We start from the raw sequence: 26267 nt of genomic DNA, 5'->3' as shown, positions 1-26267 counted from the left end.
TATAGCTCGGCAAAGACCGAAGCAAACGTGAAAACTACTGGTTAAGGGAAAATATGCACAACGGCGTGATGAAGGCATGGCTCGAGTCTTCACACTTGGCTGGCGCCAATGCAACGTATGTAGAGGACCTCTACGAACTGTATCTAAGTGATCCCGATCTGGTAAGTGAGGAGTGGAAACGTGTTTTTGAAGGCTTACCTAAGCCGTCAGAAGAAGTGGCAGAACAACCACATTCACGTGTCCGTGACTACTTCCGTCGACTCGCTAGAGAAACAAAGCATTACAATGTCCAAGTTAGTGACCCAGATGTCGATGCAAAACAAGTAAAAGTTCTACAGCTAATCAACGCATACCGTTTCCGCGGACATGAAGCTGCAGAATTAGACCCACTAGGTCTATGGCAACGCCCAACCGTGGCGGAGTTAGACCCTGCTTTTCATAATCTTACCGAAGATGACTTCGAAGAAACTTTCAACGTAGGTTCTTTTGCTGTTGGGCAAGAAACCATGAAGTTGAAAGACATCTATGAAGCCCTCAACAAAACTTACTGCGGTTCCATCGGTGCTGAATACATGCACATGACTGACACAGAGCAAAAACGTTGGATCCAACAACGTCTTGAGTCTGTCGTAGGCCAGCCATCATTCAACAAAGATGAGAAGCGCACATTCCTAGAAGAGCTAACAGCCGCTGAAGGTTTGGAGCGTTACCTCGGAGCGAAATTCCCAGGTGCAAAACGTTTCTCTCTAGAAGGTGGTGACGCACTGATTCCGATGACGAAAGAGTTGATCCGTCACGCGGGAACAAGTGGGATGCGTGAAGTGGTTATCGGTATGGCTCACCGTGGTCGTTTGAACATGCTGGTGAACGTGCTTGGTAAGAAGCCTCAAGATCTATTCGATGAGTTTGCCGGTAAACACGACGAAACTTGGGGCACCGGTGATGTGAAATATCACCAAGGTTTCTCTGCCGACTTTGCTACCCCAGGTGGTGATGTTCACTTAGCTCTTGCATTTAACCCATCGCATCTAGAAATCGTCAACCCAGTAGTCATGGGGTCGGTGCGAGCACGTCAAGATCGCTTGGGTGATAATCAAGGTAGCAAAGTGCTTCCTATCACTATCCACGGTGACTCTGCAATCGCTGGTCAGGGTGTGGTTGCCGAAACGTTCAACATGTCACTGGCTCGTGGTTTCCAAGTCGGTGGTACGGTGCGTATCGTTATTAACAACCAAGTTGGCTTTACGACGTCTAACCCTCGTGACACGCGTTCAACGATGTACTGTACAGATATCGCGAAGATGGTTCAGGCGCCAATCTTCCACGTGAATGCCGATGACCCAGAAGCGGTTGCTTTTGTTACTCGTATTGCTTTGGATTACCGCAACGAGTTCAAGCGCGATGTCGTGATTGATTTGGTGTGTTACCGTCGCCATGGTCACAACGAGGCCGATGAGCCAAACGCGACTCAGCCTTTGATGTACCAAAAAATCAAAAAACACCCTACACCACGCAAATTGTATGCGGATATTCTGATCGATAAAAACGAATCAGATATCGAGACAGCGACTCAGTTAGTCAATGAGTACCGCGACGCATTAGACCGCGGTGAAGTGGTGGTTAAAGAATGGCGTCCAATGGCATTGCACTCTGTAGACTGGTCCCCTTACTTAGGGCATGAATGGGATATGGAGTGGGATTCAAAATATGACAAGACGCGTCTTATCGAGTTGGGTAATCGTCTTTGTCAGTATCCAGAAAGCCATAAACTGCAAAGCCGTGTTAATAAGCTTTACAACGATCGCCTAGCAATGATGACCGGTGAAAAAGCAATCGACTGGGGTATGGCCGAAACATTGGCGTATGCAACATTAGTTGATGATGGTAAGCGTATTCGCCTTTCTGGTCAGGATTCGGGTCGTGGTACGTTCTTCCACCGTCACTCGGTTCTTCATAACCAAACAGATGCAAGTACGTACATTCCATTAGCGAATATTCATGACAATCAGGGTCCATTCCAAGTGTTTGACTCAGTACTGTCAGAAGAAGCGGTATTGGCATTTGAATACGGTTACGCAACAGCAGAGCCAGGTGGTTTGACTATTTGGGAAGCGCAGTTTGGTGACTTTGCCAACGGTGCGCAGGTTGTGATTGACCAATTCATCTCGTCAGGTGAGCAGAAATGGGCACGCTTGTGTGGTCTCACAATGCTTCTACCTCACGGTTACGAAGGTCAAGGCCCTGAGCACTCCTCTGCACGTCTAGAGCGTTACCTTCAGTTGTGTGCTGAGCAAAATATGCAGGTTGTAGTTCCTTCAACACCGGCTCAGGTATACCACATGATTCGTCGTCAAGTTGTACGCCCAATGCGTCGACCTCTGATTGTTATGTCGCCAAAATCTTTGCTGCGCCATCCTCTATGTACTTCGACAATTGAAGACTTAGCGGACGGTACATTCCAATCTGCAATTCCAGAAGTAGATGATTTAGACCCAAGCAAAGTAAAACGCGTCGTGTTCTGTTCAGGTAAGGTTTATTTTGACCTACTGGAGCAGCGCCGTAACAACGAGCAAGACGATGTTGCTATCGTGCGTATCGAGCAGCTTTATCCATTCCCGATGGAAGAAGTACAAGCAGCGATTGCTCAATACACTAACGTTGAAGACTTCGTGTGGTGTCAGGAAGAGCCTCAGAACCAAGGTGCTTGGTACTGTAGCCAACACAACTTCCGTGCCGCTATTCCTGCAGGTGCAGATCTTAAATACGCAGGTCGCCCAGCTTCTGCTTCGCCAGCAGTTGGCTACATGTCGGTGCACTTGAAACAACAAAAAGCGTTGGTTGAAGACGCTCTGAACGTGAACTCAAAAACTTCGAATTAAGAACTAGAAGTTAAAGGAAGAAACAGATATGACAATTGAAATTCTGGTTCCAGATTTACCTGAATCAGTTGCTGATGCAACCGTAGCGACATGGCACAAACAACCAGGCGACGCAGTAGAGCGTGACGAGGTTTTGGTTGACATCGAGACAGACAAAGTCGTGCTAGAAGTGCCAGCTCCGGAAGCAGGCGTTTTGGAAGCTATCGTTGAAGAAGAAGGTGCGACAGTACTTTCTAAACAAATCATTGCTAAATTGAAGCCAGGTGCAGTTGCAGGTGAGCCTACCGCAGACAAAACAGAAGGTACGGAAGCATCTCCTGATAAACGTCACAAAGCTGCGCTTAGCGAAGAAAGCAATGATGCACTAAGCCCAGCAGTACGTCGTTTATTGGCTGAGCATGGCTTAGAAGCAAGCCAAGTGAAAGGCACTGGCGTTGGCGGTCGTATTACGCGCGAAGATATTGAAGCGCATCTTGCGAACGCTAAAACTGCGCCAAAAGAAGAAGCACCAGCAGTGGTTGACGTGCCGGCAGCGGCTCGTAGCCAAAAACGTGTTCCAATGACTCGCCTGCGTAAGACAGTCGCTAACCGTCTGCTAGAGGCGAAGAACAACACGGCAATGCTAACGACGTTTAACGAAGTGAACATGAAACCAATCATGGACCTTCGTAAGCAGTACAAAGATCAGTTCGAAGAGCGTCACGGTATTCGTTTGGGCTTCATGTCTTTCTACGTAAAAGCAGTAACAGAAGCGCTTAAGCGTTACCCAGAAGTAAATGCTTCGATTGATGGCGATGACATTGTTTACCACAACTACTTCGACATTAGCATGGCGGTATCAACGCCACGTGGTCTAGTTACACCTGTCCTAAAAGACTGTGACAAGCTTGGTTTCGCTGATGTTGAAAAAGGCATCAAAGAACTGGCTATCAAAGGTCGTGATGGCAAGCTAACGGTAGACGAGCTAATGGGCGGTAACTTCACTATCACAAACGGTGGTGTTTTCGGTTCACTAATGTCTACACCAATCATCAACCCACCTCAATCAGCGATTCTTGGTATGCATAAGATCCAAGAGCGTCCGATGGCAGTGGATGGCAAAGTTGAAATCTTGCCGATGATGTACCTAGCGCTGTCTTACGATCACCGCCTAATTGATGGTCGCGAGTCTGTTGGCTTCCTAGTGACGATTAAAGAGTTGCTAGAAGATCCAGCACGTCTCCTATTAGACGTTTAATATCGCTAAAACGTCTAGTTATCGTAGGTAGCTAGACGTTAAAAATTTCAATGGCTAGACTAGCTCAACGTCTGGCCTTCATTTGAATCCCACACCATGAGTACTCGTGATGAGGGATTGATTTGAGAAGACCCTACAGACGTACAAGCAGCCAAGACTGCAGCGTTATGGAAATAATAAATCCCTTAAGGGAAAAACAAACGGAATATCGAAATGAATTTGCATGAATACCAAGCCAAACAGCTGTTTGCAGAATTCGGTTTGCCTGTGCCAGAAGGCTACGCGTGTGATACACCACAAGAAGCTTTTGAAGCTGCAGGCCGTATCAGTACAGAAAAGAAAGTAGTTAAATGTCAGGTTCACGCTGGTGGCCGTGGTAAAGCGGGCGGTGTAGAGCTGCACGATACAAAAGAAGGAGTTAAAGAGTTTGCACAAAAGTGGTTAGGTAAAAACCTAGTGACTTACCAAACTGACGCTAACGGTCAGCCAGTTACAAAAATCCTTGTTGAAGAAGCTTCAAACATTGCAAACGAATTATACCTAGGTGCGGTTGTTGACCGTGCAAGCCGTAAGATCGTTTTCATGGCTTCAACAGAAGGTGGTGTGGAAATCGAAAAAGTTGCGGAAGAAACGCCGGAGCTTATCCACAAAGCAGCAATCGATCCACTAGTAGGCCCACAAGCTTACCAAGGTCGCGAGCTCGCGTTCAAACTTGGTCTTGAAGGTGACCAAATCAAACAATTCGTTAAGATCTTTATGGGTCTTGGCACTATGTTCTCTCAGTACGACCTTGCTCTGCTAGAGATCAACCCACTTGTGGTTACTGGTGAAGGCAACCTGCTATGTCTTGATGGTAAGATCAACATCGATTCAAACGCTCTTTACCGTCAGCCTAAGCTTCGTGAAATGCATGATCCATCACAAGAAGATGAGCGTGAAGCGCACGCAGCTCAGTGGGAACTGAACTACGTAGCACTAGACGGTAACGTTGGCTGTATGGTTAACGGTGCTGGCCTAGCAATGGGTACGATGGATATCGTAAACCTACACGGCGGCAAGCCAGCTAACTTCTTAGATGTAGGTGGCGGCGCGACGAAAGAGCGTGTTGCTGAAGCATTCAAGATCATCCTATCTGATGACAACGTGAAAGCGGTACTTGTTAACATCTTCGGTGGTATCGTACGTTGTGACATGATCGCAGAAGGTATTATCGGTGCGGTTAAAGAAGTAGGTGTAAGCGTACCTGTTGTTGTTCGTCTAGAAGGTACTAACGCTGACCTAGGTCGCGAAGTTCTTGCTAATTCTGATGTTGATATCATTGCTGCTGAGTCGCTAACGGATGCTGCTCAGAAAGTTGTTGCTGCTGCGGAGGCTAAATAATGTCTGTATTAATTAACAAAGACACTAAAGTAATCTGTCAGGGTTTCACTGGTGGTCAAGGTACTTTCCACTCAGAGCAAGCTATCGCATACGGCACTCAGATGGTTGGTGGTGTGTCTCCAGGTAAAGGTGGCCAAACTCACCTAGGTCTACCTGTATTCAACACAGTTCGCGAAGCAGTAGAAGCAACTGGCGCAACAGCGACAGTAATCTACGTTCCAGCACCTTTCTGTAAAGATGCAATTCTAGAAGCGATTGATGCTGGCATCGAGCTAATCGTAACAATCACGGAAGGCATCCCTACAACAGATATGATCGACGTGAAAGTGAAGCTAGAAGAAACTGGCGTTCGCATGATCGGTCCTAACTGTCCGGGTGTTATCACTCCTGACGAGTGTAAGATCGGTATCATGCCTGGTCACATCCACAAGAAAGGTAAAGTAGGTATCGTATCTCGCAGCGGTACTCTAACTTACGAAGCAGTTAAGCAAACAACAGACGAAGGTTTCGGCCAGTCTACTTGTGTTGGTATTGGTGGTGACCCAATCCCAGGTTCAAACTTCATTGATATTCTAAAACTGTTCCAAGAAGACCCTGAAACAGAAGCGATTGTTATGATCGGTGAAATCGGTGGTACTGCAGAAGAAGAAGCAGCAGCATACATTAAAGAAAACGTAACGAAGCCAGTAGTTTCCTACATTGCTGGTGTAACTGCTCCTCCTGGTAAACGTATGGGCCACGCTGGTGCGATTATCTCTGGCGGTAAAGGTACTGCTGAAGACAAATTTGCTGCACTAGAAGCGGCGGGCGTTAAGACTGTGAAATCTCTAGCAGAGATCGGCCAAGGTCTACGTGAAGTAACGGGCTGGTAATTTCCAACTCGAAGCTTAAAGCTAAAAAAGCCTAGCAATTATTGCTAGGCTTTTTTGTATCAAGGTACTTTTTACGATTTTTGGCGAATAAATTGGCTAAGCATAAACAGAGATGTTGCGCTGATTACTACTGATGGGCCAGCCGGCGTATCGAAGTGCCATGATAGGCTAAGCCCCATTAGTACTGCCACAGAGCCAATAATAGATGCGAACAGTGCCATTTGCTCTGGTGATGAAGAGACCTTACGTGCTGTTGCTGCTGGGATGATCAGCAAAGAAGTCATGATAAGTGCCCCAACAAACTTCATTCCTACGGCAATCACAACACCTACCATAAGCATTAACACCAATCTAACCAAGTCTGTATTGACGCCCTCGACGGCAGCAAGCTCTTCACTAACTGTGCTCGACAATAAAGGTCGCCAAAAAACGTAAAGACACACACTAACAGCAGCGACACCTGCGTAAATGAACATCAGATCTTGCGGAGATACTGCGAGTAAGTCACCGAACAAGTAACTCATCAGATCTACACGGACATTATCCAAGAAACTAACAGAAACTAGACCAACAGATAATGCGCTATGGGCGAGTATACCCAGAAGCGTATCGGTTGCGACCAGTTGTTGTTTCTGCAATGTCACGAGCAATACGGCGAGTGCTAAACAGCAAACGAGTAGTGCAAGATAAAGGTTCACGTTGAGCAGAAAGCCTAATGCCAAACCCATCAATGAAGCATGTGCCAGGGTATCACCGAAGTAAGCCATTTTGCGCCAAACGACGAATGACCCAAGAGGACCTGCAATGATCGCGATGCCAATACCAGCAAGAATAGAAGGTAGAAGAAACTCAATCATGGTGATGATGTCCGTGTTTATGGTTGGAGCATGATGTCGCATCGCCAGTTACTGGCGTTCCGGATAAATCGTGATGATGATGCTCGTGGTCGTGATGATAAAACGCGAGCGATTCTCTCGCTGCATTGCCAAATAGCGCGATGTAAGAAGGGTGCTGAGTAATCGTGGCAGGTGAACCAGAACAGCAAACATGGTGATGCAGACAAATGACATCATCTGTTTTGGCCATTACTAAATGTAAGTCGTGTGACACCATAAATACACCGCAATCGAATCGGTGACGAATGCTTTCAATTAGATCGTAGAGATCGATTTGACCTTGAATATCCACACCCTGCGCAGGTTCATCTAGCACTAACAGCTCTGGGCGTTGAAGCAAAGCACGCGCAAGTAATACGCGTTGGTTTTCACCACCTGATAAGCGATGCATGTTACTACTAATTAAATGCTCAGCGCCAACAAGCCTTAATGCATCAATACATTCTTGTTTACTGTATTTTCCTGCTAAATTTAGAAAACGGGTGACATTCAATGGAAGAGAGTCATTGAGTTTCAATTTTTGAGGAACATAACCAATTTTTAGTTTTCTTTGTCGGTTTAATTTGCCGCTAGTCGGTTTTTGAAGGCCTAAAATGACTTTGACTAACGTTGATTTTCCCGCTCCATTGGGACCAATTAGGGTTGTTATTTTGCCCTTTTGTAATTCCATACTAATGTTATCGAGAACTCTGCGGCCATCGAACTCGACGCATAAGTGCTCAAGATGGACTAAGGAAGACATGAATGAAACTCATTTGCAAATCAATAATGTTATAATGTAACATTATCACACTTTCTACACCATATCCCAAGTAAAACTATGAAAAGAGCATTAATTCTTGCTGCGTCAGCGATGCTAACGTTGCCAGCACACGCAGTAACGGTACTAACGAGTATCAAACCGATTCAGTTATTAGTGACAGAACTTACTCAAGGTGTGACTTCGCCAGATGTATTACTGCAGTCCAACACTTCACCCCATGATTACGCTTTACGCCCATCGGATGTTAAGAAAATCGCTTCTGCTGATTTAGTTATTTGGTACGGACATGATCTCGAACCGTTTCTGGAAAAAGTCGTGTCAGACAGATCGAATATTCTGACTATTAGTCAAATTCCAGATCTAGATTTGCGTGAGTTTGATAGTGAGCACAACCATGACCATGATGGCCACGATCATGGTTCACACGATCCGCACTTTTGGTTAGGTGTAAGTCAAGCACAACAAGTTGCCAAAGCTGTCGTGAATCAACTGGGAGCACTTGATCCGGAAAATGCAGCACAGTACCAAGAAAACCTTAAAAAATTTGAAACTGAGCTCAGCCAGACGGACCTAGAGATCAAGAAGAAATTATCGCCAGTGAAAGACAAAGGTTACTTTGTGTTTCACGATGCTTATGGTTATTTCGAAGAGCGTTATGAGTTAAATCAAATGGGGCACTTCACCGTGAGCCCGGATCGTAAGCCGGGCGCAAAAACCTTAATCCAAATTCGTCAAAAGTTAAGTTCAGGAGATGTAGCCTGCGTGTTTTCTGAACCTCAGTTTACTCCAGCTGTCGTTCAGAGCGTGATGCGAGGTAGCAAAGTTGCCAAAGGTGAACTTGACCCATTAGGGAGCACAATTGAAGCAAAACCGGGCAGTTACTTTACTTTTCTCAACAATATGGCGAATAATTTTGAGCAGTGCTTGAGCCAAAAGACGGATTAAGTAGTGTTGTTGTGTAGGAATAGTCCTTTTAACGTGATCCAGCAGTAAGAATTACAACCTTTGGCAAGGCGAGCCTTTTCTCAAACAGTAATTGAGATATCATTATCAATAATTAGCAGCTCAAAATAACCGTATAAGTCCATGCTGTAGAAGATATGGACGGTGAGCGCCGAGCATAAATTGATATAAAAGGTTTTCGTCTTGCTACGCCAATTAGCCCTTGTCTTGTTGGGCTTTTTCCTATCTTTCCAAGCATTTGCTCTTCATAATGCGAATGCCATCTTTTACCCTTTGCCGACTCAGGTTAAGGGTACTTTTATTGCGGCTAAAAAATTGTTCTTGGGTGAGCAAGGGGGCTTGTGGATTCACGACGTGCATGGGCGGGTGTTGTTTTATGATGGCCAAAATATCCTACCTAAATCAGGCAGTTTTTTACAAACGTCTGCCAAGCAACTGGCTTATCATGAAGGCTCGTTCTGGACCTTTGTTGAGAATGAGGTGTATCAAACTTATCCAAATCTAGAAAGACGTTTAGTCTTTAGCTTAAACCCCGGGTCGCAAATAAGAAAAATCGGTTCTTCTGAAGATTATATTTGGGTTAGTGATGGCGCACATTTCTATACTTACAACATCGATACTAGCGAGTTAAAGTCCTTTTCTTTGTTGCAGCTCTATCAACATAGCAACAATAGCTATGTTTATATTAACGATGCGGTTTTGCTCGAAGAGAAGTGGGCACTTGCTACAACTTCTGGCTTTTATCTTTCAGAAGGAGATAAGTTTGACCATGTAGTCGCTTCAGGTCAGAACTACATTGAAAAGATCTACTACTCACACACGCGCAGAGAAATTCTGGTAGGAACGTTGCGTGGGGCATTAATTTTCAATATTTATCAACCTGATAAAGAGGTGATTAAGATTGGCGGCTCTCATGTATTGACTTTCGCTGAGACAAATCAAGAGTACTGGGTGGGGACTGAGCATGGTCTGTATTTATACTCATTCTTGTCAGGCGAAGTGACAGAAGTCGAGCCTGCAAGCTTTCTTGAACTGGAGCTGGATAATACAAAGATCTATTCGCTACTGAGTGACAACATGGGAGGGATGTGGATCGCGACTAACCAAGGCATTCGTTATTACTCCTTGTTTAGTAAAAAGTTTGAACGAGTAACCTTCAGTAGTTATGACTCGCAAACCTTATCAGGGCGAATTCGACAAAGCTCCACAGGACCTGATGATGCGCTTTGGTTCGCGGATGACCGAAAGCTTTATCGGACAGGTGAGAGTGGCAATATCAAAGTCTTGGAGCTTGATTCGCAGATCAATGAATTTGCATTTCAAGGTGGGATGCTTTGGCTTGCGACCTCTAAAGGGCTCGAAATATTCGAGTTGAATGGTCTTAACAAAGTGACATTTCCTTATTTACAGGTTATGGCTGGACACGCAGTGGAGCACGTGACTGTAGATGGTAATGATCGTCTCTGGGTATCAAGTGGATACCATCTTTACAATGTTGATATAACCAAGCAAAGCGTAAGAAACTTTGGAAGTGAGTGGCTAGTAAGTCAGTACTTACCAGCTAAGGTTACGCGTTTATACGACACTGAAGATTCTCTATTGATAGGGACCGATCATGGGGTTTATCAATACAGCAATGAAAACATCCAGTTCATCCGCTACTCCGAAAAATTTGGTGAATCATTAGACATGGTCACGGCGGTTGATGGCAGTCAGTGGTTTGCGTCATCTTACGGCGTTTTTAAAACGATTAAAGGAAGTGACGAGAAACATGTTGTTGAAATGAGTGTGCCCAACGCGCGACCTGCTTGCTTGATCAGAGACAGGCAAGGTGTGTGGTTAGCCTCTTCTGTCGGATTAAGCTATTACCACCTTTCGGGTGAATTAGTGAAACATTATTCATCGGCGTCTGGCTTAATGAACAACGAGTTTCTACCAGGAATTTGCAGTGTTATACAGCAAAAAGAAGGTGGTGAGCGAGAGCTCGTCTTAGGGTCGAAATACGGGTTGGTAAAAGCTGAAGCATCCAAGCTGCTTGTGTCCAACCCTCCAGAGTCGAAGTTTATCGTGAGCCAAGTTGTGCTTGAAAACGAGGTTCTACAAGTTGGTAGCGCCGATTTGAATGGAATAAAATTACCGTATGGCTCTTCTCTAAGTTTCTTATTTGGCGTGATGCCAAAACCAGACAGCCAAAATTTGTATTATCGATTGAATAGCGATGATCCTTGGCAAGCGCTAGAGGGAGGCCAACTGACTCTAGAGCATCTCAATTCCGGTGAATACCATCTGCAGGTAAGTAATGAGTCTCAAGTCGCTGCTGGATTGGTTGGGCTCGAGTCGTATTTTATTGTGCTTAATCCTTGGTATTTATCGCAACTCGCAATTTTAGGTTTTGTGGTCGCGAGTATTGCCATGGTTGCACTACTTATGTACTGGCGTTCTCGCTATGTTGTACAGGCTAACCGTGATTTAGCTGCGCAAGTGACACTCAAAACTAACCAGTTGAGGCATCAAAGCCGAGTGTTGTTGACGAGTAACCAACAGCTACGTAAACAGATTCAAGTCAGAAACCTGTTGGTTGATCACGTGGCGCAATCTATTAAGTCCAGTGTGGATTTTATAGCGTCAAAATTACCCATACCTTTGGATGCAGCTACGGAAGATCATCTGGCGAAAACGACATGGCAATTAAATGAGTTAAAAAGTGTTCCTGGCGAAGCTAGCGGCGGTAGTCACAATTACAATTTGAGTCAGATAACTCAATCGGTGGTTGATGTATGGCAAGATGATTTTGCGAAGGCTGGGATTATGGTGGAGCTTGAAGATGAGAGAAAAACAAGTCGAATTGCTCTGGAAAGCTTTAACCTTGATGTTATCTTCAACAGCATTTTTGCCAATATCATCAAGCGTTCTTTCCGAGGCCAAACGGTGAGAATCATGCTAGAAGAGGGCAATGATATTGTTTCATTGAGTTTTCTTGATTATGGGACGCAACTGCCTAATAAAGTCACGACCGGGCGTCCATCTAATATGAACCACTCTGAATTGAGTATTGATCATCTTGCCCAGTTAGTGACAACGAGTGGAGGATACTTGGCGGTGTTTACTTCCGACGCTCAAAATAAAATCGAAATTACATGGCCAACTGCGAAGGAAATGAGTTATGTGGATGAATCTTTGCAAGAATTTGAGTCTGAACCTATCGTCGAAGATAAAGTGACCCCAGAGAAAGAATGGTTGCAAAAAGTCTATCAGCTGGTGGCTGAGCATTACCATGACCCTGAATTTGGTACTGCTTTAGCGGCTAAAATGCTGTTCATGTCAGAACGCTCTTTACAGAGGCGCTTTAAATCAGCCTCGTCAAGAACGTTAAAAGATTATGTAACCGAAGTTCGTTTAGAAACGGCGTGTGAGCAGTTATTAGCGGGCGAGAAAATCAGCGAAGTAGCGTTTAACTGCGGCTTTAATGATCCTTCTTACTTTAGCCAAAAGTTTAAATTGCATTTTGGTTTGCCTCCTTCCAAGTTTGCTTTGACTCAAGAAAGCCAAGAAACCAACTAAAAACCCTCATTACACACTCCCTAGTGAATATTCAAAAGACTGGGGAGCTGCTTATAGCGCTCTACTATTCTAGAGCTACCAATGCAGTGATTCTCATTGCTTCTTCATCACATCTAGCCTACAAATCCATTCTCAATACGTAAGCACGGTCACGCTCTATCTGTTAGTAGCGCTGTTCTTAGCTATAACCATACATGGCTTAAGAGGACGGATTTACCTACGGCGACAAATAGATGAATGGTTGTATTTTTGTATCTAGAGTGTGTTGGTTCATTTGAGTAGTGGGGGCATGCGAAATTCGTGAAAACAGAACTGTGCTAAAAAGGTGGATAAGATAAAGAGTTTAGAGAGAGATGAAAAAAAATATCGTGGTATAGCCGGGGGGACTATACCACGGGTGTCAATGACACCTTCGCTTGCTGCCGGAGTGACATGTTGCCATGCCACCTCTGGAATTCATTTGAGAGGTTGCCCTCTCGATGGGGTAACTATACGAGAGGTTACTTATTTTTCTTATAAAAATAACGCCATGTTGATATGAGAAAAACGACAAAGTTTTAAATATTATTTAACTTGTTGTTTTGTATTGAAATTTTTGTCTTTGCCATTTGTTTGTGACATTTTTATTTCATTGATCGTGATTTTTAATTGTTAATTTTGACGTAAATAACGAGAGGAAATTTACGGAGTTGACGTTTGAAAGCATGAAAACATTTATGAAATCTTTGATTTCACACAAGGATTGAAGGGTTATAGAAGAGTAATATTGGCAGCCTAAACTTATTAAATAATAATATTTCTCATTAGCAATACTCTTAAGGGCCACTATGAAGTTATCAGAGATTAATCCTGGCGATACGGTGACGATTCGGTTGTTAGATGGTCTTTCATCAGATATCAGAAAGAAACTCATGGTAATGGGGCTGCTTCCCAATACAGAAGTCAAAGTGATTCGACGTGCTCCAATGGGCGATCCTTTACAAGTCGAAGTCCGTGGTGTGTCTGTCGCATTGCGAGAAACCATTGCTCAGAAAATTGAAGTGGAGCGAGTGTAATGCAATATCAAGTGCTTACCGTAGGTAATCCTAATAGTGGTAAAACGACGCTATTTAATGGTTTGACTGGCGCAAAACAGCAAGTTGGTAACTGGGCAGGCGTCACCGTTGAAAAGAAAACGGGACAATTCAAACATGCGGGTGACGAGTTTTTGCTCACTGACCTTCCTGGTATTTACTCGTTAGACAGTGGTAATGATAGCAATAGTATTGACGAATCCATTGCATCGCGTGCGGTTCTAACTCATCCTGCCGATCTCATTATCAACGTGGTTGATGCCACGAGCTTAGAGCGCAGCTTATATATGACGTTGCAACTTCGCGAACTTGGCCGTCCTATGATTGTTGTTCTCAACAAAATGGATGCACTAAAACGTGAACGTCAAATAATTAACGTTTCAGAGCTTGAGAAAACATTAGGTTGTCCTGTAGTAAGTTTATCTGCAACCAATAAAACTCAAGTTGCAGAGTTTAAAGAAAAACTTCATAAATCCATTGTTCAAGGGGTCGCGCTTAAAGAGCTATCTTTGCATTACGGTGAAAAGATGGAGTCGGCGATTCAAACTGTTTCCGCACTTTTTAACGATCAAACCGTCGCCCATCGTGCATTAGCGATTCGTGCGCTTGAAAAAGACACGATGGTTCTCAATAGCCTTTCCGATATTGATAGAAGCAAAGTATTGGAAGTCATTGCGACTTTAGACTTGGATATCGATTTGCATGTCGCGGATACCAAGTACACATACCTGCATGAACAGTGTAAAAAAGTTCGCCGAAGCGAAGGCAAGCTAAGTCGTAGCGTGACTGAAAAACTCGACCAATTTATTTTGAACAAGTGGATTGGGATCCCATTCTTCTTTGTGGTTATGTACTTGATGTTTATGTTCTCGATTAACATCGGTAGTGCATTTATCGACTTTTTTGACATTGGTGTAGGCGCATTGCTGGTTGATGGTGGACACCACTTATTAGATGGTCACCTCCCCGTATGGCTAGTTACGGTGATTGCTGATGGTTTAGGCGGCGGTATTCAAACAGTTGCGACCTTTATCCCGGTCATAGCGTGTTTGTACTTATTCCTTGCTGTGCTTGAGAGCTCGGGTTACATGGCACGTGCTGCGTTTGTGCTTGATAAAGTGATGCAGAAAATCGGCTTGCCGGGTAAAGCGTTTGTCCCTTTGGTTCTTGGTTTTGGCTGTAACGTTCCGTCAATAATGGCAACGCGCACGCTAGACCAAGAGCGTGAGCGCAAGTTAGCTGCGTCGATGGCACCGTTTATGTCATGTGGTGCTCGCTTACCTGTGTACGCTTTATTTGCTGCCGCTTTCTTCCCAGGCTCTGGTCAAAACATTGTGTTTGCACTTTACCTACTTGGTATTGTCGCCGCGGTGTTTACCGGTTTGTTCCTCAAGCACACGCTGTATCCTGGCAGCAGTGATAGCTTGGTGATGGAAATGCCTGACTATGAGCTTCCGACATTGCAGAACGTCGTGATCAAAACTTGGCAAAAACTTAAGCGGTTTGTATTGGGTGCAGGTAAAACCATCGTAGTGGTTGTTGCTATCTTGAGCTTCCTCAACTCGCTAGGAACTGACGGTACATTCGGTAATGAAGACAGTGATAAATCGGTTCTATCAAAAGCCGCTCAGGTTGTGACGCCAGTGTTTGCACCAATTGGTATTCAAGAGGATAACTGGCCAGCAACGGTTGGTATTATTACTGGTATCTTCGCGAAAGAGGCAGTCGTGGGCACATTGAACAGCTTATATACTACGCCAACCGATGGAGAGGATGCAGAATTTGATCTTATGGGTAGCCTAGAAGAAGCGGTGATGAGCATTCCTGAAAACCTAGCAGGGCTGAGCTATTCTGATCCTCTGGGGATTGACGTCGGTGATTTAGCGGATTCTCATGCAGTCGCAGAGGAGCAAGAAATTGATGAATCGATCTTTGGTAACATAAAAGAGAAATTTGTTTCTGGTCATGCTGCTTTTGCGTACCTAATTTTTATCTTACTTTACACTCCTTGTGTGGCTGCGATGGGTGCCTATGTTCGAGAATTCGGCAATAACTTTGCGCGCTTTATAGCGGTATGGACAATGGGGCTCGCGTACTTGAGTGCGACTTTCTATCATCAGCTTATGCATTTCGCTGATAGCCCTATCACCAGCGGCGTTTGGATTGCCGCAATTATTGCGATTTTCTTTGGCACGTACCGCGTTTTCAAGCGCGTAGGCAAGAAACATCAAGGCGAGTTTGAGGCGCAAGTCGTATGATTTTAAAAGAGCTTTATCAATATATTGCCGAAAAAGGAACGGTTTCCCAATCTGAGCTAGCAAAACAGTTCGGAATGAGTGAAGACGGTGCAGACGCCATGTTAAGTGTATGGATTAACAAAGGTCGCATTTCTCGCTTGGTAGATACAAATAAAGCTCATCATATAACGCGAATACGCTATGCAGTCACAAAGCACGATGGTTTGTCACTTACCGTAACCATGTAGTAAGAGCAATGAACCATCGCGCACAAACAACAAAGCCGCATCAGCAATGATGCGGCTTTTTACTTTCTGCCTGAATTAAAAGTTATATAACGGTTACGCTTTACGGAAGATAGAGCTTAACGACAACACATTACGAATTCGGTTAAGAATCTCTTCTTGTTCTTCGTCAGTACGAAACTCACCTTTGGTGTTACCCCAAACTGGTCCCGGCCATGCCATATCGTCTTTAAAGCGCGCAACATGGTGAATGTGCAGCTGTGGCACCATGTTACCTAGGGCACCAAGGTTTAACTTGTCTGGGCGGAATGTCGCTTCGAGTGCTTGGCTTACCGCTTGAGATTCGAGCAAAAACTGTTGTTGCTCTTGCATTGGCAAGTGGTGTAGCTCTTTCAAATTTTCGCGTTTAGGCACCAAGATAACCCATGGCACAGCATTATCTTTATGAAGAAGAGCGACGCAAAGTGGGAAGTGACCAATCACCGAAGTGTCTTTTGCCAATTGAGGATGAAGTTCAAAACTCATTATTGCTGTCCGATTAATTTTTAGTTTGAAGTAGTATACGACAGATAAAACAAAAGGTTGACGCTTTCACGTCAACCTTCGTCATCATTTAGCTTGTGCTACTTAAGCTAACTACGTAAAAGCGGATTACATACGCTCTAGAGTATCGATACCCAGTAGAGACAGACCTTGCTTGATGGTCTTCGCTGTTAGCGCAGCTAGTTTCAGACGGCTTTGTTTCACTGCTTCGTCTTCAGCAACTAGGATAGGGCACGCTTCGTAGAAGCTAGAGAACTGACCTGCTAGTTCGAATAGGTAGCTACACATGATGTGTGGTTGGCCTTCGCGAGCAACAGATTGCACCGCTTCTTCGAACTGCATAAGTTTAGCAATAAGTGCTTTCTCTTTCTCATCAGTGATTTTGATGTCACCTTGGAGAGCATCCATAGCAACACCAGCTTTAGCGAAAATTGAAGCTACACGAGTGTATGCATATTGCATGTATGGTGCTGTGTTGCCTTCAAACGCTAACATGTTGTCCCAATCGAACACGTAGTCAGTCGTACGGTGTTTAGATAAGTCAGAGTATTTAACCGCTGCCATTGCAACTGTTTTAGAGATCTTCTCTTTTTCTTCCGCATCTAGTTCAGGGTTTTTAGATTCGATCAGCTGTGCTGCGCGAACTTCTGCTTCATCCAGAAGATCTGCCAAACGAACGGTACCACCCGCACGAGTCTTGAATGGCTTTCCGTCTTTACCCAGCATCATGCCGAACGCGTGGTGCTCAAGAGATACAGACTCAGGCACATAGCCCGCTTTACGAACAATCGTCCAAGCTTGCATTAGGTGCTGGTGTTGACGTGAGTCGATGAAGTAAAGCACACGGTCTGCGCTTAGCTCTTCATAACGATATTTTGCACATGCGATGTCTGTTGTTGTGTATAGGAAACCGCCATCGCGTTTTTGAACGATAACGCCCATTGGTTCGCCATCTTTGTTCTTGTATTCATCTAGGAATACAACTTGCGCGCCATCATCTTCAACGGCAAGGCCTTGTTCTTTTAGGTCTGCAACGATCTTAGGAAGCATGTCGTTGTACATGCTTTCGCCCATTACGTCGTCACGAGTCAGTGACACGTTTAGACGGTCGTAGTTGCGCTGGTTTTGGATCATGGTTACATCAACGAGTTTTTTCCACATTTCTGCACAGTACTCGTCACCGCTTTGCAGTTTTACCACGTAGTTTCGCGCCTTTACTGCGAACTCTTCATCTTCATCGTACAGCTTTTTAGACTCACGGTAGAAGCCTTCAAGGTCCGCAAGTTCCATAGAAACTTCGCCAGACTCTTGTTGTACACGCTCAAGGTTTGCGATAAGCATTCCGAACTGAGTACCCCAGTCGCCGATGTGGTTCGCGCGGATCACTTTGTGACCTAAGAACTCAAGCGTACGTACCACTGCATCACCGATGATGGTTGAACGCAGGTGACCTACGTGCATTTCTTTTGCTACGTTTGGTGCAGAGTAGTCGGCAACGATGGTTTGCGCTTCTTCTTTAGCTACGCCAAGACGTTCGTCTGTTAGCGCCGCGTCGGCTTGTTTCGCAAGGAACTCTTCGCTTAGGAAAATGTTGATGAAACCAGGGCCAGCGATTTCTGTTTTGCTCGCAATACCATCTAGGTCTAGAACATCCAGTACTTTCTGTGCAAATTCTCGTGGGTTAGTACCCAGTTTTTTAGCAACGCCCATTACGCCGTTTGCTTGGTAATCACCAAATTGTGGCTTTGCTGATTGGCGAACGGCTGCAGGACTGCCTGCAGGTGCGCCAGCGGCTTCTAGAGCCTGAGATACTTTGTCATTAATAAGTGCTTGGATATTCACACGCGTTTCCTTCAATTCAAGGACAAAGAACTCGGCAATATGTACGCCGAGCTCTGTTAGAGTTCACAAAAATGGGGCTAATCATAACAACTTTATTGCTTTTCATACAGAGATGAATAGGCGAAATTTTTACTTTTTCGATTGAATGGAAATGTGGCTTAGTTTGCGTTTACTATTGCGCTCAAAGTAATGAGATAAATCGCCCCATAAGAGACCCACAATGACGACTCAACTAGTTGAAAAGCGCCTAACGCCTGAATTGATGATCCAAGATCTGGACGCATTTATGGCGAAGATTGAAGAGCTTGCAACCCTGTTAAAACTGGATCTGAGCTTTGCTCAAGCTGACCATATTGCGCTGCGTATTAATGATACTGAAACAGCGAAAGCCGCGCATGAAGCATGGAATCAATACGGTAAGGTGATTTCACAAGCGAAAATAAACGGTCGCCCAATCATCGTTATCGAATTCGACAAAGCGTTGGAAAGCCGTGGCTGGAAGATTGAGTGTCTGGAGCTGCCATACCCTGCGGAAGGCAAAATCTACCCAAATGAAAGCTGGGAACATGTGGAGTTTGTGATTCCGTCTCATGCCGAAACCGCAGATGAGTTTCTTGCTGATTTGAAACACACTTACCCAGCGTTTGGCGCGCGTTTTGATGAGTTAAAAGAGCTGGGTGTGAAGATCAAATTGTCGAGCCCGAAAGGGGAAGGCGAACGCTTGAACAACCCAACCGTGGCGTTTAAGTACCAAGGCATTTGTATCAAGCTGCACCCGCATTCACTTAAGCGTATTGTGGAGTCTGAGCAGGCGTAAAACGCTAGAGTGAAAATTGCTGAGTTGCGAGAGGCAAAAAGGGAGCCGAGGCTCCCTTTCGTAAGCGAATCACTATTTAGCCGGTGACTTGCTTTTTGGGTTGGTAATGGAAAGCTTTTTGCCTTTCAACTCTTCGTCTAGAGTTAGTGTGAAAGTCTTTGGAAACGGCATTCGTTTACAATGATCCACTTTGTTCCTGACGATTGTGAGCAGGGCTTCCGTTGAAGAGTTTTGCTCTATTTTTAAGCTAAAGTCATCGTTCTTACTGCAGCCATTAGACTCGGCGATAAATGAAATTTGACTATCGATAGTTCGGTACGCTTCTACCATGATTGCTTGGTGTTCAGACTCTTGACCTTGCTGCATTTCTGTATTTGCCGAGCAAGCGACTAAGCTGATTGAGCTCAAACCAAGCAGCATTGTTTTGAGTATATATTGCATCTTGTTATCCTTTTTTGCGACGTAGGAAAGGACCTGCAGCTAGCAGCATTAATAGGCTAATTGAGAAGCTGCCGCCTGAACTCGATGTTTTGGTTACGCTGCTCTCGCTATTGTTATCTGAACTAACTGACATCTTGATATTGCGAATATACGCTTGCGCGTTGTAACCACCGCTAAACTCGTAGTTTTTCAGATAAGCAAAAGTAACCGTGTTTGACTTCCGGTAAAGATCGATAGAAAGTTCATTGTACTCAAGAAGCTGGCGAGTGTAGTCATACTCTTGGCCATTGACGTAAACGACAAAAACATCGAAACCATCTGACAAGACTTTAAAGTCCATTGATAGTTTGCCTTTTGGAAGATCGGTTAAATGCAAGATGGATGCACCAGTAGACATTCCCATTTCTGCTGACTGAAGTTCACCATTTTCAGCGGTCCAAGCGTGTTCATTGGTGTACACGTTTGCGCCAGCTAGCGTAACGGCACTGCTCAATGAGCTGCTTGCTTTATCAATACCACTATATATTAAGGTAGTCGAAAGTTTAGATAGTTTCGGATGATCAGTAGAGACTTCAATCGTTTCAACTGAGTGCGAGTAGCTTGGGTAGTAGCCTACCGTAATTTGACAGCTTTGAGATGGTGCCAGTGTCGCAGTACAGGTATTTTTGGCGAGGCTGATTCCGCTTGTTAGGGTAACGCCCGTGATGTTAATTGGCGTATTCACCTCGTCATTACGAATAGTAAAGGTCTCTTGCTGCGCTTTTCGCTCAACGAAATGAAGATCTCGATACTGAGTGTAGCTGATAGTATTACGATGACTATCTATCCAGCCGTTGTGCTGAAAATGAGCGACGTTTGCGTAAACACCATAAGCATTTGGTTGAGCACATCCGTCACCCCAACTGACCACCCCTAATAATTTGTTGATGCCGTTATCGTCAACGATGAGCGGACCGCCGCTATCTCCTTGGCAGCTATCTTTACCTCCCCAATAGTATCCGGCGCAAATGCCGTCATCTGATACATTAGAGTAGTTTCCTGGTAGGTTTTGGCAGGTAGCTCGATCTACGTATTCCAAATCTACTTGTTGTAAAACGGTTGGGTATATTCTGTCTGTCGTGGACGTATTTCCCCATCCAGCCACATGCAACTTGTCTCCCACACGTACGCTATCTAAAAGTTCTGGCGTTGCCAGATCAATAGTTGCGCTATCGACATTGCGTTCTAATTCGATAAGAGCGATGTCATTGTTCGTTGTATTACTGTTATATGCAGTATGCGAGTAGATATTGTTAACCGCGATGCGCTGCGCGTGAGACTCGTTGTTTTGATCATAAAGACCAAGAGCGATATCAATATCGTCCGCATTGAGACCTTCCACACAGTGTGCAGCAGTTAATACGTATTTTCCACCAAGGAAACTACCGCCACAGAAGTGACCAATAGATGTTGGCTGTCCTTTACGGACCAGTGAAGCAATAAACTTCCAGTCGGAAGTATTAGCTGGCTCGCCGCCAATAATGCGAGTGGATACATCATTCTGAACAGGCTTAAGAGTATCTGCGATTGTGGTTGCTGGCAAAGTCAGCCCAATCAGAAAAGCCACTAACGTTTTTTTCCTTTTAATTCCGTAATATTAACGTGGTTTATTATAAAGGGACCAAATGATAAACGGAATCATTCTCTCAGTAAATAATTGTAGTGAAATGAAAAATTATAATATATCGGTTTAATTTTGATGGTTAGAGTCGGGGGATATCCCTGAAAAGATGAAACCCGTCAAGTTGGACGGGTTTCATTCTCTTTGTAACTAGTGCGGAAGGATTACAGGATCACTGTTTTATTTCCATAAACAAAGACGTGGTCATTGATCACTTTATTCAAAGCCTTACTCAATACGTTCTTCTCTACATCGCGTCCTGCTTGCGCCATATCTTGGGCATTGAATGTATGGTCGACAGGAATTACGTCTTGCTTGATGATCGGCCCTTCATCTAAATCATTGGTCACGAAGTGTGCCGTTGCTCCGATGATTTTCACACCGCGATCGTAAGCTTGTTGATATGGCTTCGCGCCAATAAAAGCAGGTAAGAAGCTGTGATGAATATTAATGATTTTGTGGTGGTATTTCTCAACAAACGTAGGCGTCAATACGCGCATGTATTTAGCTAACACCAAAAAGTCAGCATCGTATTGGTCGATCACTTCTAGCATCTTCTGCTCGTGTTCTTCACGGCTAAGGTTTTCATGGGTCACATGGTGGTAAGGAATGTCGAAGCGTTCAGTGAGAGTTTGCAGTTTGTCGTAATTCCCCACCACAGCGGCGATCTCAACATCTAGGCTTCCATCGTAGGTTTTCATCAGAATATCGCCTAAACAATGCGCTTCTTTTGTGACGAGAATGACGATGCGCTTACGGCGAGAGCCAACCAATTTACGCTTAGCACCTTGCGGGAGGGCTTGGTCCAAGTCGGCAAGAAACGTTTGATCGTTGAAGTATCCCTCCAGCTCCGTTCTCATGAAAAAGTGGCCACTGGTATTATCAACAAATTCGTTATTGTGAACGATGTTGAGTTGGTGCTTGTAACAGATGTTAGTGATTTTCGAGATGAGACCCGGGGCGTCAGAACAGTGGGTCAACAGTGTTTTCTTTTCCATAAATCAGGTACTTCCATGCATTAATATTTTAGCGTACGAATTTGTTATTATTCCCAGGCGGGTGTAACTGTACTGCCATGTTTCACCATAAATAATCTATTCTTACGTTGGTTTCAACAAAATATCCGTGCGTCGCCGCAAGCTGGCCAGATTGTGGGCTGATGTCACTCCTATTCCTCTGATATACTCTCGATAATTTTTCAAACTCAATACCAAGCATGATCGCAAAAACTTTTTCCTCTGATGGCGCGTTAGGTAAGGCCATTCCGGGCTTTCAAGCTCGTCAGCCACAAATCGATATGGCGGAAGCCGTCAGCAGTGCGATCAAAGATCAAACCCAGTTGGTGGTAGAGGCAGGAACCGGAACCGGTAAGACCTTCGCCTACCTAGTCCCTGCGCTGTTGAGCGGTAAAAAAGTGATCATCAGTACAGGTTCGAAAAACTTGCAAGAGCAGTTGTACCATCGTGACTTACCACTCATGGTCAATGCGCTTGGTTTTTATGGCCAAGTGGCATTATTAAAAGGGCGTTCTAATTATCTGTGTTTGGATCGCTTGAGCCGCCAAATGGTCGAAAGCCACACGAATGAATCTGACCCGACGCTATTAACTCAATTGGTTAAAGTGCGTGCTTGGTCATCAGAAACCAAAACAGGTGACCTTGGTGATTGTGATGATCTGCCAGAAGACAGCATGATCATTCCAACCATCACTTCAACCAATGATAACTGTTTAGGTAAAGAGTGTCCGAGCTACACCGATTGCTTTGTATTGAAAGCGCGTAAGCGAGCCATGGATTCCGACATTGTTGTGGTGAACCATCACTTATTTCTTGCTGACTTAGCGATCAAAGAAACAGGATTTGGCGAACTGATTCCAGAAGCCGATGTGTTTATTTTTGATGAAGCTCATCAGTTGCCAGATATTGCGAGCGAATATTTCGGCCAGTCAGTTTCAAGCCGTCAAATTCACGATCTTGCCAAAGACATTGAAATAGCCTATCGCACCGAAGCAAAAGACATGCGTCAATTGCAAAAAGTGGGCGACAAACTCATGCAAAGCGCAATGGACATGCGGATTGTACTGGGTGAGCCAGGCTTTCGTGGCAACTGGCGTGAGGCGTTGCAATCGGGCTCTATTAAGCGAGAATTGTTGCGCTTAACTGATAGCCTCGAACTGGCGATTGATGTTCTCAAAATAGCCTTAGGGCGCAGTCAATTACTGGATACCGCCTTTGAACGTGCCAATTTGATCAAAGGCCGCATCGACCGGGTATGCGATGTCGATATTACCGGTTACTCATACTGGTACGATACCTCGCCTCGTCATTTCGCTCTGCACATTACGCCTCTTTCTGTCGCGGACAAGTTCCATGAGCAAATAGAGATTAAACAAGGCGCGTGGATTTTCACGTCAGCAACTCTAGCCGTATCGGGCGACTTCAAGCACTTTACTGAGCGCCTTGGCCTCAAGCCTACAAAGCAATTTTCTCTGCCGTCCCCCTTTGATTATCAAAAACAAGCGCGCCTTTGTGTGCCAAGGTATCTGCCAGAGCCAAACAGTAACGGCTTAGCGGATAAGTTAGTCCGAATGCTTGCTCCGGTGATTGAAGAAAATGATGGTCGCTGCTTCTTTTTATGTACCTCGCACAGCATGATGCGTGAACTAGGTGAGAAGTTCCGAGAAGTACTTGAGCTGCCTGTGTTAATGCAAGGGGAGATGAGTAAGCAGAAAACCTTGGCGGAGTTTATGGAACTGGGTAACGCTTTACTGGTGGCGACAGGCGCTTTCTGGGAAGGGATTGATGTTAGAGGTGATGCGCTGAGCTGTGTTATTATCGACAAATTACCGTTTACCGCCCCTGACGATCCGTTACTCAAAGCCCGTATCGAGGATTGTCGATTACGTGGCGGAGAACCATTTGCTGAAGTACAAATCCCGGATGCAGTGATTACGTTAAAGCAGGGAGTAGGGCGATTAATTCGAGATCAGAAGGATCACGGTGCGTTGATCATTTGTGATAATCGCCTTGTCACGCGAGACTACGGTGGTATTTTCCTCGGAAGCCTACCACCTATCCCAAGAACGCGAGACTTAGATGGAATCAAAGCATTCCTGAAAGTAGAACAATCTGTCACAGACGCAAGTGCTGAGGCATAACCCAATAAATGAGAGTTGTAGAGAGTTAAATGAGCGCAAAAATTCTTGCTATCGATACAGCGACTGAAAACTGTTCAGTTGCGTTGTTGGCTAATGATCAAGTGATTTCACGTAGCGCGGTTGCACCACGCGATCACACCAAAAAAGTACTGCCAATGGTTGATGAAGTACTCAAAGAAGCCGGCCTGACTCTACAAGAGCTAGATGCGTTAGCGTTTGGGCGTGGTCCAGGTAGCTTTACTGGCGTTCGTATCGGTATTGGTATCGCACAAGGTTTGGCGTTCGGTGCTGACTTACCTATGATCGGCGTTTCAACGCTGGCTGCAATGGCTCAAGGTAGCTATCGCTTACATGGTGTGACCGATGTCGCTGTGGCCATTGATGCACGTATGGGTGAAGTTTATTGGGCACGTTACACTCGCCAAGCAAACGGTGAGTGGGTAGGTATGGATGCAGAGTGCGTAATTCCACCAGCACGCCTAGTTGAAGAAGCACAAGCAGACGACAAAACGTGGACGACAGCAGGTACTGGTTGGGATGCTTACCAAGAAGTATTAGCAGACCTACCGTTTAATTTGACGCATGGTGACGTTCTGTACCCTGATTCACAAGACATCGTGATTCTTGCTGAACAAGAATTTAAAAAGGGTAATACCGTGCCGGTCGAAGATTCGAGCCCTGTTTATTTACGTGATAATGTGACATGGAAAAAACTTCCTGGTCGCGAATAGTCCGTTTTTCATTAACCTGACAAAAAGCAGGGCGTTTGCCCTGTATTTTTATGGAGTGCTATGGCGTCGATTAATGGCTTGCCTCCTTCTTTGATTCCCGGTGCAAATCGCACTAATAAAGCCAGTCAAAAGAAGCAGGTAAATAAATCACAAACAAAGCAGCCTGTAGGTCAGCCTTCAAAGGTTGCTAACGCCGTGGCGCACTCCATAAAACACGTGGATGAGTCCCAAATTCACCGAGCTCAAGTGCAATATGACCTTCCTGAAGGGGGCGCACGTAAAGCAATGGAGCAGTACATGGATGTCATGAATCGAGCTAAAAAAGAGGAACTGGCTCAATTACTTGGTGTCGATATTTACGTGTGAGATCTCCCCAGCTTGGGGTTACTAATATTGAAAGGTGGTTTATGAAGGTTTTTGGACGGTTTTTTCTCGCATTATTTGCTACGGTTGGTTTGTCTGCGTGTAGCTCGTTGCCAGAGGAGCTAAATGCAAGCACAGAATTGGTCGTTACAGACTATAAAGCTTTTGCTGAGTCTCAGGGGCAAGTGAGTGAAGATGTTCGCCTTGGTGGAATCATCGCTAAAGTGGATAACTTCAAAGATAAAACGCGTCTAGAGATTGTAAACCTTCCTATCAGTAAGTCTGGTAAACCTGATATTGATGAAGAGCCTACGGGGCGTTTTGTCGCCTATTTTGATGGCTATTTAGAGCCTGTCGCCTTTAGTGAAGGCCGTTTGGTGACGGTTGTAGGCAAAGGAGCAGGGGAAGAAGAAGGAAAGATTGGTGAACACGAATACGTATTCCCGATCATTAAGGGGCAAGGCTACCGTTTGTGGAAAATTGAAGAACGTGTACGCATGTATGACTCGCCAACCTACTTTTACCCATGTTACTCGATTAACTGCCGCATGTGGCGTAATGATTTCCCACAAGACGGTAAAGTGATAAAACAGGTCAAATAATCTGC

At 44.9% G+C, this 26267-nt stretch carries 21 protein-coding genes; 14 read left to right on the top strand and 7 right to left on the bottom strand.

Going from position 1 to position 26267, the window contains the following annotated elements; translation table 11 throughout:
• The first annotated feature begins 53 nt into the window (after positions 1–53).
• From sucA to sucD, 4 genes are all read left to right on the top strand, one after another.
• A complete protein-coding gene (sucA, locus tag NL645_RS11350; RefSeq protein ID WP_005393014.1) occupies positions 54–2879 on the top strand; it encodes a 2-oxoglutarate dehydrogenase E1 component in 2826 nt (941 codons plus the stop codon).
• A 28-nt stretch (positions 2880–2907) separates the two neighbouring features.
• On the top strand, positions 2908–4116 hold the full coding sequence (gene odhB / locus NL645_RS11345) for a 2-oxoglutarate dehydrogenase complex dihydrolipoyllysine-residue succinyltransferase (protein WP_047009527.1): 1209 nt from the start codon (positions 2908–2910) through the stop codon (positions 4114–4116).
• A gap of 213 nt (positions 4117–4329) precedes the next feature.
• Entirely contained in the window at positions 4330–5496 is a 1167-nt protein-coding gene (sucC, locus tag NL645_RS11340; RefSeq protein ID WP_054867849.1) for an ADP-forming succinate--CoA ligase subunit beta, read from the top strand.
• Positions 5496–6368, top strand: a complete 873-nt coding sequence (gene sucD / locus NL645_RS11335) for a succinate--CoA ligase subunit alpha (protein ID WP_005382181.1) — start codon at positions 5496–5498, stop codon at positions 6366–6368. The genes sucC and sucD overlap by 1 nt, the downstream gene beginning before the upstream one ends.
• A 71-nt stretch (positions 6369–6439) precedes the next feature.
• Here the strand turns inward: sucD and znuB are convergent, their stop codons facing one another.
• Together znuB and znuC are read right to left on the bottom strand one after the other, a co-directional pair.
• On the bottom strand, positions 6440–7225 hold the full coding sequence (gene znuB, locus NL645_RS11330) for a zinc ABC transporter permease subunit ZnuB (protein WP_046874250.1): 786 nt from the start codon (positions 7223–7225) through the stop codon (positions 6440–6442).
• On the bottom strand, positions 7218–8006 hold the full coding sequence (gene znuC / locus NL645_RS11325; RefSeq protein WP_006742704.1) for a zinc ABC transporter ATP-binding protein ZnuC: 789 nt from the start codon (positions 8004–8006) through the stop codon (positions 7218–7220). Before znuC ends, znuB begins: the two co-directional genes overlap by 8 nt.
• A gap of 78 nt (positions 8007–8084) precedes the next feature.
• Here znuC and znuA point away from each other — a divergent pair, with 78 nt between their 5' ends.
• From znuA to NL645_RS11300, 5 genes are all read left to right on the top strand, one after another.
• Positions 8085–8972: a zinc ABC transporter substrate-binding protein ZnuA gene (gene znuA / locus NL645_RS11320; RefSeq protein ID WP_253651727.1), complete on the top strand. Its 888-nt coding sequence runs from the start codon at positions 8085–8087 to the stop codon at positions 8970–8972.
• A gap of 201 nt (positions 8973–9173) precedes the next feature.
• Positions 9174–12551 (top strand): AraC family transcriptional regulator, encoded by a 3378-nt coding sequence (locus tag NL645_RS11315; protein ID WP_253651726.1) that lies wholly within the window; start codon positions 9174–9176, stop codon positions 12549–12551.
• 827 nt (positions 12552–13378) lie between these two features.
• Positions 13379–13606: a FeoA family protein gene (locus NL645_RS11310; protein ID WP_005382190.1), complete on the top strand. Its 228-nt coding sequence runs from the start codon at positions 13379–13381 to the stop codon at positions 13604–13606.
• On the top strand, positions 13606–15882 hold the full coding sequence (feoB, locus tag NL645_RS11305; protein WP_253651725.1) for a Fe(2+) transporter permease subunit FeoB: 2277 nt from the start codon (positions 13606–13608) through the stop codon (positions 15880–15882). The genes NL645_RS11310 and feoB overlap by 1 nt, the downstream gene beginning before the upstream one ends.
• Positions 15879–16109 (top strand): FeoC-like transcriptional regulator, encoded by a 231-nt coding sequence (locus tag NL645_RS11300; protein WP_005396058.1) that lies wholly within the window; start codon positions 15879–15881, stop codon positions 16107–16109. Before feoB ends, NL645_RS11300 begins: the two co-directional genes overlap by 4 nt.
• Before the next feature lie 93 nt (positions 16110–16202).
• Here the strand turns inward: NL645_RS11300 and NL645_RS11295 are convergent, their stop codons facing one another.
• Complete coding sequence (locus NL645_RS11295; RefSeq protein ID WP_046874244.1) at positions 16203–16631, bottom strand: HIT domain-containing protein; 429 nt, start codon at positions 16629–16631, stop codon at positions 16203–16205.
• 126 nt (positions 16632–16757) lie between these two features.
• Complete coding sequence (gene argS, locus NL645_RS11290; RefSeq protein WP_170892663.1) at positions 16758–18491, bottom strand: arginine--tRNA ligase; 1734 nt, start codon at positions 18489–18491, stop codon at positions 16758–16760.
• 220 nt (positions 18492–18711) lie between these two features.
• Here argS and NL645_RS11285 point away from each other — a divergent pair, with 220 nt between their 5' ends.
• A complete protein-coding gene (locus NL645_RS11285; protein ID WP_243327079.1) occupies positions 18712–19308 on the top strand; it encodes a VOC family protein in 597 nt (198 codons plus the stop codon).
• Positions 19309–19380: 72 nt separating this feature from the next.
• Here NL645_RS11285 and NL645_RS11280 read toward each other — a convergent pair whose 3' ends face one another.
• From NL645_RS11280 to purU, 3 genes are all read right to left on the bottom strand, one after another.
• Positions 19381–19749, bottom strand: coding sequence for a hypothetical protein (locus NL645_RS11280; RefSeq protein WP_054867850.1), 369 nt, complete (start codon positions 19747–19749; stop codon positions 19381–19383).
• 4 nt (positions 19750–19753) lie between these two features.
• Positions 19754–21355: a serine protease gene (locus NL645_RS11275; protein WP_253651724.1), complete on the bottom strand. Its 1602-nt coding sequence runs from the start codon at positions 21353–21355 to the stop codon at positions 19754–19756.
• A gap of 218 nt (positions 21356–21573) precedes the next feature.
• Entirely contained in the window at positions 21574–22407 is an 834-nt protein-coding gene (gene purU, locus NL645_RS11270; protein ID WP_005382206.1) for a formyltetrahydrofolate deformylase, read from the bottom strand.
• 218 nt (positions 22408–22625) lie between these two features.
• Here purU and NL645_RS11265 point away from each other — a divergent pair, with 218 nt between their 5' ends.
• The 4 genes from NL645_RS11265 to NL645_RS11250 are packed head-to-tail and all read left to right on the top strand — an operon-like array spanning position 22626 to position 26262.
• Positions 22626–24566 (top strand): ATP-dependent DNA helicase, encoded by a 1941-nt coding sequence (locus tag NL645_RS11265; protein WP_104971401.1) that lies wholly within the window; start codon positions 22626–22628, stop codon positions 24564–24566.
• 29 nt (positions 24567–24595) lie between these two features.
• Positions 24596–25297, top strand: coding sequence for a tRNA (adenosine(37)-N6)-threonylcarbamoyltransferase complex dimerization subunit type 1 TsaB (tsaB, locus tag NL645_RS11260; RefSeq protein WP_253651723.1), 702 nt, complete (start codon positions 24596–24598; stop codon positions 25295–25297).
• A 60-nt stretch (positions 25298–25357) separates the two neighbouring features.
• Positions 25358–25663, top strand: coding sequence for a hypothetical protein (locus NL645_RS11255; RefSeq protein ID WP_047102883.1), 306 nt, complete (start codon positions 25358–25360; stop codon positions 25661–25663).
• A gap of 41 nt (positions 25664–25704) precedes the next feature.
• Positions 25705–26262 (top strand): Slp family lipoprotein, encoded by a 558-nt coding sequence (locus tag NL645_RS11250; RefSeq protein WP_104971403.1) that lies wholly within the window; start codon positions 25705–25707, stop codon positions 26260–26262.
• Positions 26263–26267: the final 5 nt, after the last annotated feature.

Origin of the sequence: Vibrio sp. Y51_MX_L26 (genome assembly GCF_024181935.1) — a bacterium.
Lineage (GTDB): Bacteria > Pseudomonadota > Gammaproteobacteria > Enterobacterales > Vibrionaceae > Vibrio > Vibrio diabolicus.
The sequence above is the reverse complement of the archived record's forward strand: the minus strand, read 5'-3'. Positions and strand labels throughout refer to the sequence as shown.

Bases quoted from the DNA above. Each gene is read 5' to 3' on its own strand.
- sucA (WP_005393014.1), top strand. From the start codon at position 54: ATGCACAACGGCGTGATGAAGGCATGGCTCGAGTCTTCACACTTGGCT.
- odhB (WP_047009527.1), top strand. From the start codon at position 2,908: ATGACAATTGAAATTCTGGTTCCAGATTTACCTGAATCAGTTGCTGAT.
- sucC (WP_054867849.1), top strand. From the start codon at position 4,330: ATGAATTTGCATGAATACCAAGCCAAACAGCTGTTTGCAGAATTCGGT.
- sucD (WP_005382181.1), top strand. From the start codon at position 5,496: ATGTCTGTATTAATTAACAAAGACACTAAAGTAATCTGTCAGGGTTTC.
- znuB (WP_046874250.1), bottom strand. From the start codon at position 7,225: ATGATTGAGTTTCTTCTACCTTCTATTCTTGCTGGTATTGGCATCGCG.
- znuC (WP_006742704.1), bottom strand. From the start codon at position 8,006: ATGTCTTCCTTAGTCCATCTTGAGCACTTATGCGTCGAGTTCGATGGC.
- znuA (WP_253651727.1), top strand. From the start codon at position 8,085: ATGAAAAGAGCATTAATTCTTGCTGCGTCAGCGATGCTAACGTTGCCA.
- NL645_RS11310 (WP_005382190.1), top strand. From the start codon at position 13,379: ATGAAGTTATCAGAGATTAATCCTGGCGATACGGTGACGATTCGGTTG.
- feoB (WP_253651725.1), top strand. From the start codon at position 13,606: ATGCAATATCAAGTGCTTACCGTAGGTAATCCTAATAGTGGTAAAACG.
- NL645_RS11300 (WP_005396058.1), top strand. From the start codon at position 15,879: ATGATTTTAAAAGAGCTTTATCAATATATTGCCGAAAAAGGAACGGTT.
- NL645_RS11295 (WP_046874244.1), bottom strand. From the start codon at position 16,631: ATGAGTTTTGAACTTCATCCTCAATTGGCAAAAGACACTTCGGTGATT.
- NL645_RS11285 (WP_243327079.1), top strand. From the start codon at position 18,712: ATGACGACTCAACTAGTTGAAAAGCGCCTAACGCCTGAATTGATGATC.
- NL645_RS11280 (WP_054867850.1), bottom strand. From the start codon at position 19,749: ATGCAATATATACTCAAAACAATGCTGCTTGGTTTGAGCTCAATCAGC.
- purU (WP_005382206.1), bottom strand. From the start codon at position 22,407: ATGGAAAAGAAAACACTGTTGACCCACTGTTCTGACGCCCCGGGTCTC.
- NL645_RS11265 (WP_104971401.1), top strand. From the start codon at position 22,626: ATGATCGCAAAAACTTTTTCCTCTGATGGCGCGTTAGGTAAGGCCATT.
- tsaB (WP_253651723.1), top strand. From the start codon at position 24,596: ATGAGCGCAAAAATTCTTGCTATCGATACAGCGACTGAAAACTGTTCA.
- NL645_RS11255 (WP_047102883.1), top strand. From the start codon at position 25,358: ATGGCGTCGATTAATGGCTTGCCTCCTTCTTTGATTCCCGGTGCAAAT.
- NL645_RS11250 (WP_104971403.1), top strand. From the start codon at position 25,705: ATGAAGGTTTTTGGACGGTTTTTTCTCGCATTATTTGCTACGGTTGGT.